The 9,866-nt window shown below is 68.8% G+C and carries 7 protein-coding genes; 3 read left to right on the top strand and 4 right to left on the bottom strand.

The features are described from left to right. The first annotated feature begins 527 nt into the window (after positions 1-527). Complete coding sequence (locus GGE06_RS40065) at positions 528-1,328, top strand: HEAT repeat domain-containing protein (protein WP_181924754.1); 801 nt, start codon at positions 528-530, stop codon at positions 1,326-1,328. A gap of 215 nt (positions 1,329-1,543) precedes the next feature. Here GGE06_RS40065 and GGE06_RS40060 read toward each other — a convergent pair whose 3' ends face one another. The 3 genes from GGE06_RS40060 to GGE06_RS40050 form a co-directional block, all read right to left on the bottom strand. Continuing rightward, positions 1,544-2,377 (bottom strand): MOSC domain-containing protein, encoded by an 834-nt coding sequence (locus GGE06_RS40060; protein ID WP_116165735.1) that lies wholly within the window; start codon positions 2,375-2,377, stop codon positions 1,544-1,546. 174 nt (positions 2,378-2,551) lie between these two features. Continuing rightward, entirely contained in the window at positions 2,552-3,166 is a 615-nt protein-coding gene (locus GGE06_RS40055) for a GNAT family N-acetyltransferase (protein WP_184933126.1), read from the bottom strand. Between the two features lie 391 nt (positions 3,167-3,557). Then, on the bottom strand, positions 3,558-5,060 hold the full coding sequence (locus GGE06_RS40050; RefSeq protein WP_184933125.1) for a hypothetical protein: 1,503 nt from the start codon (positions 5,058-5,060) through the stop codon (positions 3,558-3,560). A 1,431-nt stretch (positions 5,061-6,491) separates the two neighbouring features. On the opposite strand from GGE06_RS40050, the gene GGE06_RS40045 reads away from it, so the two are divergent. Next, a complete protein-coding gene (locus GGE06_RS40045) occupies positions 6,492-7,250 on the top strand; it encodes an SCO4225 family membrane protein (protein WP_184933124.1) in 759 nt (252 codons plus the stop codon). Between the two features lie 402 nt (positions 7,251-7,652). Continuing rightward, on the top strand, positions 7,653-8,183 hold the full coding sequence (locus tag GGE06_RS40040; protein WP_184933123.1) for a hypothetical protein: 531 nt from the start codon (positions 7,653-7,655) through the stop codon (positions 8,181-8,183). 10 nt (positions 8,184-8,193) lie between these two features. Here the strand turns inward: GGE06_RS40040 and GGE06_RS40035 are convergent, their stop codons facing one another. Continuing rightward, positions 8,194-9,819: an ISL3 family transposase gene (locus GGE06_RS40035; protein ID WP_246533053.1), complete on the bottom strand. Its 1,626-nt coding sequence runs from the start codon at positions 9,817-9,819 to the stop codon at positions 8,194-8,196. Positions 9,820-9,866 lie beyond the last annotated feature (47 nt).

Below are 9,866 nucleotides of genomic sequence, written 5' to 3'. Positions count from 1 at the left end.
GCCGCACTCGGCCGGCTGACCCCCGTCGAATTCGAGACCGTCATGACCACCACACCGGCCCTCCGGGCCGCGTAACCGAACCTGTCACCCAAACCTGCACCAGACCCAATCGTGCGCGCCAGGCGTCGACTTCGTCGTCGCCCGAGCCTGCTCCCGCTACCGCTCCGCTCGTCATGCCAGAGATCATCTCTGAGGCCGCGACGACGTACATCACGCACGTCGACGACGCACGCCTCGATGATGTCGAGGCGTAGTGACGTTGCGGAGCACTGAGAGACAGGACTGGTTGTGCCCTCGCGACCTCCCGGATCCGGTGGTTATGCCGGTGCGGTATGGGTGTAGCCGAGCGAAGCGAGTCTTTCGGATCGGCACAGTCGGTCGTGAGGAGACGTCTTCAGCAGGTCGTCGGTCTTCACTTGGAGTGCGGTCGTGGGGTTTCCAACTCTGTTTTCACACATCAACGTTGGACGCCCTCATCCCATACGCGCAGGCTATGGCCTGGATTGGGTCACCTAGTATTCCGTGTCATGGCGATGTTCGTGCACTTGACCTCAGCGGCGAACGCGCCGCGTATCCGGCGGTCCGGGATCCGGGCGGCCAGCCACGGACAGGGCGGCGCGCGGGGGGTCTACTGCTTCCCGGTCCTGCCGTCGTACACCCTCACCCACCAATGGCTGCGCGAGCTGGCGCGTTTCGGCAGCCGCGGCGGGCTTGTCGCGGTCCACGTGCGACTCGACGATGCCCAGGACGTGTTGGTCGGACGCTATGCCGACCGGGCGCGGGATGCCCAGATCACCGTTTCTGCGTCGGAGGCGGTGCGACGGATCGCGGCACTGGAGGACCCGCGCGGGTGGGAGGTGTTCGTTCCTCGGGCGATCCGGCCGGGTGAAGTGCACCGGGTCCGCACCGCGCCGCAGGTGGCGGGCTGGCGGTACCTGCCAGATGCACACGGTGTGCGCCCCTGTACCTGTTTCGGGTGCCGCGTGCGCGGCGGGTACGGGGCGCGGCGCCTGCGGGAGCGGTTGCCGCATCCGTTGGATGGTCCGCCGCCACCCGTCAAGGTGTTGCTCGCCCGGGTTGCAGCCGGTGACCCCGGCGATCCGGCCGCGCTGCGGGAGGCACTGCACTGGTTCGGAATGCGTCGGCGTGGCCCGCTCGCCCAGTTGAGCCGCCTCGCTGCCCACCCCGACCCCGGGGTGCGGGAGGACCTGGTGTGGGCGGTCGCCCGTTGGTCCACCCCAGGGGTCACCGAACTGTTGGACGGCCTTGCCGACGACCCGCACTCAAACGTCCGGGAGGCAGTGGAAGCATCCCGCGATCCGCTCTGACCACCGATCCCTTGGAATAGATCGTCTAGTCCTCGCGCGGCTCATGACTCGCCTTGGCTGCTCCCCGCGCCGGCGGGGAGGCTCCCTGCTGCACGCCTGTGGTGTTGAAGATGCCGGCTTGCTCGTCGTGTTCGCGTAGCGTCGGCATGACGGTGGCGGGTGAAGGGTGTAGAGCCGCCTCCCGCACTCGACGCCTGGCCACAGCGTTCAGCACTTCAGTCAGTGGTGATCGAGTCGCCAAGCCGGACCTCGCCGGGTTCGAGGACATCCAGGTATACGCCCAGGCATGCCAGGCGCCCCAAGTCGAAGACGTGGATCCGGTGTTCGCGGGCTATCGCACGCATGATGCCAGGGTCGGCTCCCAGCTCGTCGTGGCCGAGCGCGGGTACCACGCAACGCGGCGTGGGCACCACCACGCGAAACAGTGCCTCGCCCACGCGCAACTGCCGGTCCTGCCAGCCGTCCTCTGCAAAAGCCGGCCCCTTGCCCGTGTCGATGACCAGGTTCGGCCGGAAACGACGCGGATCGAAATCGCCGGCGGGGTAGATGGATTGGAGCCTCGTCAGCGAGGACGTGGTGACGAGGTGGACCCGGCCGTAGTCGAAGAAGGTTCCCGACGCGACCTTGCCGGCGGTGATCTTCTCTCCGGTGCCGTCCACGAATGCCGTGGCCCGCACGGCATCCGGGACACCGCCCTCGTACTCCGGCACCGCACGCTCCAGCACGCTGTGAGCCGGCGCGCTCGCTGAGACGAACACTTGGCGGCCCAACAGCTTGGACAGTCGGCCATCCAAATCAGGATCGCCGACCGTGCGGATCACCCCGTCAGGTAGCTCAACCGCGACGGTGCCATCGACTGCCCGACTCCGGCAGCCGAGCAACGGCCCCCATTTACGCGGGTGTTTGACACTTCCGATCGCGCCCGTCTCATCGAGAACGGCGTGTGACCGGTCCCCGGACAGCCCTGCGTGAGTCACCATCACGGATACCAGAGCCTCGCCGAGCATGGACTTCACCGGATACCGGCGTACCGCCGCCACAGTTCCCATGGAGATCATCTATGGTGCCCCCCCGCCACCGCGTAGGTCAGAGCAAAGCCTGCAACGTCCCCTCCGGCCCGCCATCACGTGTGGCTCAGGAGCGGGTACTTCAAGCGGAACAAGCCCAGGCCGGCTGAGCTGCCTCTCGGTAGCCCTCGCCTCCGTCACGCCGGCGCCCCGACGCTATCCTTCATGGCCCAGTCCTCCCAGGCGAGCAGCGAGGGATTCCTTGGCCGCAGGCCACTCGTCGGTGAGGATCGAGAAGTACACCGTGTCCCGCCAGCTACCGTCCGGGCGTCGGCGGTGGCGGCGGAGTACGCCTTCGCGACGTGCCCCGATACGTGCGATCGCGGCCTGCGAGCGGTGATTGAGATGGTCGGTCTTCAGCTGTACGCGTCCCATCCCCAGGTCTTCGAAGGCGTGGGTGAGCAAGAGCAGCTTCGACTCGGTATTGACGGCGGTGCGCCAGTACGCGCGCCCATACCACGTCCAGCCGATCTCCAACGATTCCTCGGCCACGTTGATGTCCATGTACGCGGTCCAGCCGATGGCCCGGCCGGTCGCACGGTGGATGACCGCAAAGGGAACGTATACGCCCTGCTCGGCTTCCTTGAGCAGCATCGCAAGACGGCTACCCAGTTCCGCATGTGTCTGTGGCGCCGGCCCGCCCTGCCACCGCCACACCTCCTCGTCACCGCCTCCCGCCTCGAAGAGGTCTCCCAGATGCCTCATCGCGAGTGGTTCCAGGCGTACTTGGCGGCCGGTGAGAGTGATGGGCAGCGGAGTCTGGGCAGGCATGAACCGGAAGGTATCGGGGTGCCGGGCAAGGAACAACTCAATTCTGCCCTGGTCTGACGCGGCAGCTGTAGTTCCGCTGTCTGCGCAGGTCAGCTGTCTGCCGGGCCCGGCCCAGGTGGGGATCGCCGCCGAGGCGGGGGATGGTCCCGGTTCGAGGCCGGGGAAAGAGACCGCTCCACCTGCTCCCTGCTCGAGCGGGGATGGTTCCCAGGTCACCAGGGTGACTGCGTTGGTGAGAAGGGAGGACGTTTGCAGGCGAGCCGGAGGAGCAGTCGCTCGTTGCTGATGTCCGGAATGTTGATGAGTTTCGAAATGCTCGTCTGGTGTGTTGGCGTCAGCCGGTGGTCGAGGGATGTTGCCGTGCCTGTGATCGCTATGCGGCCGTCGTCTCTCAGTGTTGGGCCGCCGTCGACAGGGTGGGGACGTCGTTCAGGCAGCGATCGATGAGCGCGTGCATGCGTGGGACGGGGAGGGACGGGTTGGCCGCAGCGCCCTCCGCGGTGCGGGGGTTGGCGAGGAGCGACTCCAGGGCGTCCGACGCCAGGCCCGGGTTGGCGGCGGCCGCCCGGCGCACCGACTCGTCGGGGTCTTCCACCGGGGGATCGGGCAGGGCGGGGTCGGACGCGGCCAGGGCGCGTACCTGCGGATCAGGGTGGTTGATGAGGTGGCTCATGCCGGTACGGGGGAAGGCGGGCAGGGTCAGCAGGTGCGGACGGTGGGCCGGGCGGGTGACGAAGACGTCCAGGAGGAGGCGTGGCGGAGCCAGGGGGTGGTGGCAGGCCAGCCGGATCCGTACCTCCTCGTCCTCGTCCCGCGCGAGTGCCCCGACGAGTTCCGCGGACAGGCCGGGCCAGCTCGCCGCCACCCGGCGGAGCACCGGTTCCCCGGACGCCGCGCAGGCGGCGAACCAGTCGGGTGACGGCTGGGGGTCCGGCTCGGTGATCGGGCACGTGCAGTCCGGACCGTGGCCGATGAACCTGTGGAGCATGTCGTACTCGGCCCAGGTGCGGGAGAAGGGGTGGAGGCGTGCGCACATCCGTACGTCGTCGTCCGGGTCCTTCGTCAACTCGGCGGCCAGGTCCGGTCCCAGGTCGGGCCGGGTGGCTACCAGCGCCCGGATCCCGGCCTCGGGATGGCGGGCGAGCCGGGCGACGGCGTGGGCCGGGGCGTGGCGGTTTCGGGCCAGGGGGCCCACCATGCCCTCCGCGAAGCACTGCTCGACGAGTGCCGGGGACAGGGCGCAGGTACCGAACACGAACGGCTTGCCGCGCAGCCCGTAAGACGGCAGCTTGGCCTCCACTCGTTCTGGATCCAGCACCCAGCTCCCGTCCCGCGCCGCTTCACGGACCGCGGGGTCCGGGTCGTCGAGCAGCCTCATCCGCTGCGCCGGGGTGAGCGACTCCCAGCTCCAGGTGGCCCGGATCCGGAGTCCGGGGTGCTCGCGGTCGGCCAGGGAGTGCCGGAAGGACAGCGGGATCTGCCGGGACGATTCGAGCTCCCCGATGATCTCGTCCGCGGTGAGCCTGCCGTCCTCGCCCCCGTCCTGCGCGGTCAGCAGGGTCACGAGGGTGTCGTCCGGCAGTGGCCGGACCCATCGGGGCCAGGACCGGGGGCCGCCGGCGAGGTGCGCGCGGACGATCCCTGACGGGTCCGTCGCCAGAGGAGCGAGCCGCGCCGGGGCGACGTACTGGTTACGGGCGAGCGCGCTGCGGACGGCACTGACCGGATGGCGCAGGGCCGCGTCGATGACGGCGTCGGGCAGGGCACGACCCTCGCACATCAGCAGACCGGCCTCACCGGCCGCTCGATCCATCAGGCGTATCAGTACGTCGGAGGGCGCCGCCGGGTTGAAGGCGAGGCCGCGCAGCCACAGTTCACGCAGAGAGTCGAGCACCGCGTCATCCTGCCACCTTGCCCCCCGAACCGGGCCGCCCGACGCCGACCGCATAGGCGCTCACCAGCGGGCTCCCGTCGCACGGCCTCGTTCCACGCGGCGAGGGCCGTGCCCATCATGCGCACGCTCACCGTGCGCGGCACACCGCCAGACCCGCATCCACCTCGCCGGGGGAACGCACCACGTCCGGGGCAAGCCAGGCAACCGGGCATTGCTGAAACTCGGTTACGTCGTCTTCTCGAACACTCTCGCTACTGACCTGCAAAACCAGGCCGCCCGACCGGTGGTTACCCCCTACTAGCGCGGGGATGGCCCCCACGTCTTGTGAGTCGGGTCGCCCGGAATTGGTTGCTCCTGGCCCGCGTGGGGGTGGTTTCGGGGTGTGGTGAGTGGTGGTGGACGTGGCTTACCGTGGCGAAGTCTGCTTATCACCACACCCGCCGCGGTTGTTCCCTGTTCCTGTGGGGCTGGTCCTTCGACGTCGGCGAGTTCGAACGCGGTTGGCCGACTGCTTCCCGCTCGTACGAAGATGGCCCCGACCCGATGGCGTTTTCCGTTGGCCTCTTCCTCTGCTCCCGGCATCCGCGGTGTTGGTCCCTTGGCCTTACCCATGACCTTGCCCAGGACGAGCTGCCAGTCGTAGTGCTTCCTGCCTGCACTGGGATGGTCTTCGACGAGGGATCGAAGTCGCGGGCGGGGGCACTGCTCATCGCGCCTGCGGGGATGGTCCCAGCGGCGAGGGCGCGCGGTCCAGACGCAGGCGGGCTGCTTCCCGCTTACGCAGGGCGACCCGGCCCGACCCGGGTGCCGTGTTCGTTTGCGTTTCCGCGTGCATCCTTTGACGGCCCTGGTGCTCGCCCCCGGCCCTTCCTCGCCGCTCTCGCCGTCTCCCGGGCTGCGGCGTCTCACTGCCGTTCTGGCCATGCCCTTCCCGGGGTCGGCACCGCCTGCCGCGGGGCTCCTGCTGCGCCTGATCCGTCTGCGCTCCCTTGGCTCGGTGCCTGCCTGGCCTGCCTCGCTTTCCGCCAGGGCTTTCCCGCCTGCACTGCCACCCCCAGCCGCCCGCTCTTACGTCCTCGAATGCGTTTGTACCCTCGGCCGGGTCGCCCACCGTCTGGCCTCCCGTACAGCCTCGCCCCGGCTGGCCGCCGCCCTGGCCATGTTGAGACTCGTTGAACTTCCCCACCCGGCGCTTACCGGTTTCCTGGACCTACTCACCTTGTCTCCCGCTCCTGGCGTGCTGTTCTGTGGACGGTGCCAGGCCGACGAACGGAACTCGGGGACGTTGCTGAGCCGACCACCGCAGAGTGAGGTCTTGCGCAGGTGCGTGAGGATGATGCGGTCCTGCCGGTGAGTACCCGTACTCATGCCGGAGCACGACCAGTGGTCCACGGTGGAGATCATCAACGGGACGACCCGAGGAAACCACCGATGCCGACTGCGTCCCACCCCCGCCGTGTCCCGCGCCTGCGCCGACTTCTTGCGCTTGCTTCGGGCAACCGGCTCGCCCGGGGCTATCTGGCGGTATTCGCCGTTTCCTTCACTGTCATGTTCCTCTTCCCGGAGAGCGACTTCGCCGGGAGCCCTCTGTTGCTGACGGCGACCCTCTCCCTCCTATGTGTGTTTCTCCCCCTCGACCCCGGTGCCGGGATCGAGGGGGCGGCCGAGGTGACGGCGGTCGCGGTCTTCGCCGTATGGCTCCTCCTGTGCGCCCTCGTGAACGCTGCCGTGCTCGGCGCCCTCGCCACGAGGGCCGCGACTGCCGCACCGGCCGGCGCGCGTGAGCCCCTCCCGCGCGCCGCGCACTCGGCCGAGCGGAAGAGAACGGACATGACCGGCCCTGCGCGCCCTCGCCCGCAGGGGGTCCGGGCTTTGCTGGCGCCCGCGGTGGACAACTGGCTCGCGCGTGGATACCTCGCCGTGGTCGCGGTGGCGCTGGGGTTCTTCCTGTGCGCCGCGTTCGTACTGCCGGACCCCGGGTTCGCCGGGATCTGGCCGCTCATGGCCACGGCGCCGTTCAGCATCCTCGCGATGGCGGTGTCCTCGCCCGTTGAGTACTACTCCTCGATCGCCTGGTTGAGCCCGTTGATCTTCTCCATCGGGGTGGCACTGTCCGGGCTGGTCAACGCCGTGCTGCTCGGCCTGCTCGCACGCAGGCTGCGGTCGCGGGAACCGCGCCCGGCCGTCTGAGGGAAGCGCCGGATCAGCCGACCGGGCCCAAGGCGTGCCGATTGAAGAGGCGCATGTTGCGCCGCAGAGTCCGGGGATTCACGAGCAGGGCGTGAGCGGCGACGAACCCGCGGCAGTCGTCCGACCCTGACTCCTTCCGTGCATTCCGTCAGCTCGGGAGCTCCAATTCGTCGGAAGCGATGCCGCTGGGAGGTTTCTCGTTGCTGGCGGCAACCGGCTGTGGAACGAAGAGGGCCACGGCCACCCTTCACCCCGCTTGGTCCGGATTCAGCGGAGTGGGTGGTTTCAGGGCTGTGGCGGATATTTCGTGACGGTCCCTGGTGGCGGTGCGGCCAGCAGCCAAGTCATGCTTGATCGCTAGCGCCGGGGCATGGGTCCGGCATGGCTTGATGGGGGTCTGCGGTGGTGGTCAGTGAGCTGGTGCGCGCAGAACTGGGTCGGGTCGATTGGGCTTCGTTGGAGTGCGGCTGCGGCGATTCTGCGGAGCACGTGCCTCTTCTGATCGAGGCGATCATCACTGCTGAGACGCCCCGGGACATGATCGGGTACACCCTCGACGATCACGTCGAAGCCGACACGATCATCTTCGAGTGCACTCCGCCCACGGTTGGTGTGATCATGGCCGCGCTGACGGGCGATCTCTCGTCACTCGCCCGGGACGTGCTCCTGCAGACGTTGTTGTTCGTGGCTGCGGGTTCCAGCGGCGATGAGCCGGATCCAGAAGGCGAGGGCCTGGGTGGTGGATGCAGGCGCCACGCTCAGGAGGGGTTCTGGCAGCTCGTCCAGATCGGGCTCACGGGTAGCGCCGAAGACGCCGAAACGGTGGCCGACATCTGTGAGTACTTCCGACTCGGCGGTGACAAAGCCGCGTTCTACCAAGCCCAGCTTCGCGCGCGTATGCGTTCGAAAACCAAGCGTGGACGGCGTACCTGACGCGGGCAGTTCACGGTGGTTGAGCGAGGACGAGGGTCCGCAGGAGCGCGAAGGAGGCCCGGCCGTATGACCGGCGCTTGATCAGCTTGATGCGCGTGACCTGGCCTTCGACGGCGCCGGAGCTCCAGGGCAGGGTGAGGCCGTTGACAACAGCGTCCCAGTCGTTCTGGAGGAATGCGGCGAAGCCCTGGACCGGCTGTGGTCCCTGGTCGAGGGCTCGTGTCATCCAGCTTGTGAGGTCCTGACCTCGGCGTTCTCGGGCGATGGCGCTGAACTCGTGGGCGAGGTCGCGGGCGGTGGCCAGGTCGGGGCAGGCATCCAGGATGCTGTCGAGCTGGTCGCGCTGGCTATCGGTCAGGGTGTCGGGGTGGCGCATGATCCAGGTGGTGATCCGGCGTGGGCTCGGAATCGGCCGTGCGGGTTCGGGGGCGGCGGTGCCGGCGCGGAGGGTCGCGATGTACTTGGTGACCACGACGCGGCTGCCGCGGTAGCCGCGTTCCCGGATCTCGCGGAAGAGGGCAGCGGCGTTGGTCGCGCCGCCGCGGAAGCGGTGTTGCAGGTAGGGCTTGAAGCGGTTGATGTGGCCGTTGGGGCGGCGCTCGCGAGCCGAGGCGAGGATCTGGTCGAGGTCGGTGGTGAGGTAGTGGCGGACGGTCTTGCGGTCCCGGCCCAGGCGGTCGGCGATTCGACTGATCGTCCAGCCGCGTTCGCGCAGTTGGTGGATGTCGCTGTGCCATTGGCGGACGCGGGCCAGGAGCTGGCCGTCCGGTGGGTCGCTCGGATCGGGTGGTCCAATCAGCGCAGCCAGGGACGCCGGGTCTGAAGGCTCCTGCGGCTGGTCCGTCTCGGCGTCTTTACGCAGGCAGACGCGGTGTTGGTGGGCGGTTCGTTCGACGGCACGGGCCAGCGAGTGCAGCAGGTGCCACCTGTCTGCGACCTGGATCGCGTCGGGTGCCGCGCGGGCGGCGGCCTGGCTGAAGGTGCTTGACCGGTCCCGGCAGATGACCTCGATCTCGGGGTGGTCGGCGAGCCAGGAGATGACGGTGTCTGCGGTGCGGTCGGGCAGGAGGTCGATGGGCCGGCGGGTTTCGACGTCGATGAGGACGGTGCCGTAGGTGGCGCCCTTGCGGAACGCGAACTCGTCGATCCCCAGCACCCTGACCTGGGCGGACGCTGGGTCAGGAAGTCGCCGGAGTTCTCCGAGGATCACGTCCCGGCTCGTCCGCACCGGCAGGTAGCCGGCGAGCCGGGCACCGGCTCTGCCGCCGACGGCCAGCCCGATCGCCTGCACCATCCGGGCCAGGGCCGTGGTCCGGCGTCGGTACCGCGCGGTCAGGCTCGGCACTTGTTCCGCCATCGTCCGGCGGGAGCACAGGCCGTTGTCGCAGAAGAACCGGCGGACCCGCAGACGCAGCAGCACCCGCCGACCGCCCAGCGGACGGTCGGCCAGACGCCTCATGTACGTGCTGTGTACACGCGACGCCGACCCGCCGCACGACGGGCATGACACCGCCGGCTGCCGAGCACGCAGGTCGATCCACACCACGTTCCCGACGACTTCCACGGCGTCGATGGCCAGTCCCTCGACGTCAGGCCACACCAGATCCCAGAACTGTTTGTCCCGCACGAACACCATGCTGATGAAGGGACATTGCCGGGCATGACGGATGTTTGGAACTGGCC

Origin of the sequence: Streptomyces nymphaeiformis, from assembly GCF_014203895.1 — a bacterium.
GTDB classification, from domain to species: domain Bacteria; phylum Actinomycetota; class Actinomycetes; order Streptomycetales; family Streptomycetaceae; genus Streptomyces; species Streptomyces nymphaeiformis.
This window is presented reverse-complemented; position numbering and strand designations above follow the sequence as displayed.

What these genes read in the sequence shown, in the direction of transcription:
- GGE06_RS40035 (WP_246533053.1), bottom strand. Translation starts at nt 9,819, where the DNA reads ATGGTGTTCGTGCGGGACAAACAGTTCTGGGATCTGGTGTGGCCTGAC.
- GGE06_RS40065 (WP_181924754.1), top strand. Translation starts at nt 528, where the DNA reads ATGGCGATGTTCGTGCACTTGACCTCAGCGGCGAACGCGCCGCGTATC.
- GGE06_RS40045 (WP_184933124.1), top strand. Translation starts at nt 6,492, where the DNA reads ATGCCGACTGCGTCCCACCCCCGCCGTGTCCCGCGCCTGCGCCGACTT.
- GGE06_RS40060 (WP_116165735.1), bottom strand. Translation starts at nt 2,377, where the DNA reads ATGGGAACTGTGGCGGCGGTACGCCGGTATCCGGTGAAGTCCATGCTC.
- GGE06_RS40055 (WP_184933126.1), bottom strand. Translation starts at nt 3,166, where the DNA reads ATGCCTGCCCAGACTCCGCTGCCCATCACTCTCACCGGCCGCCAAGTA.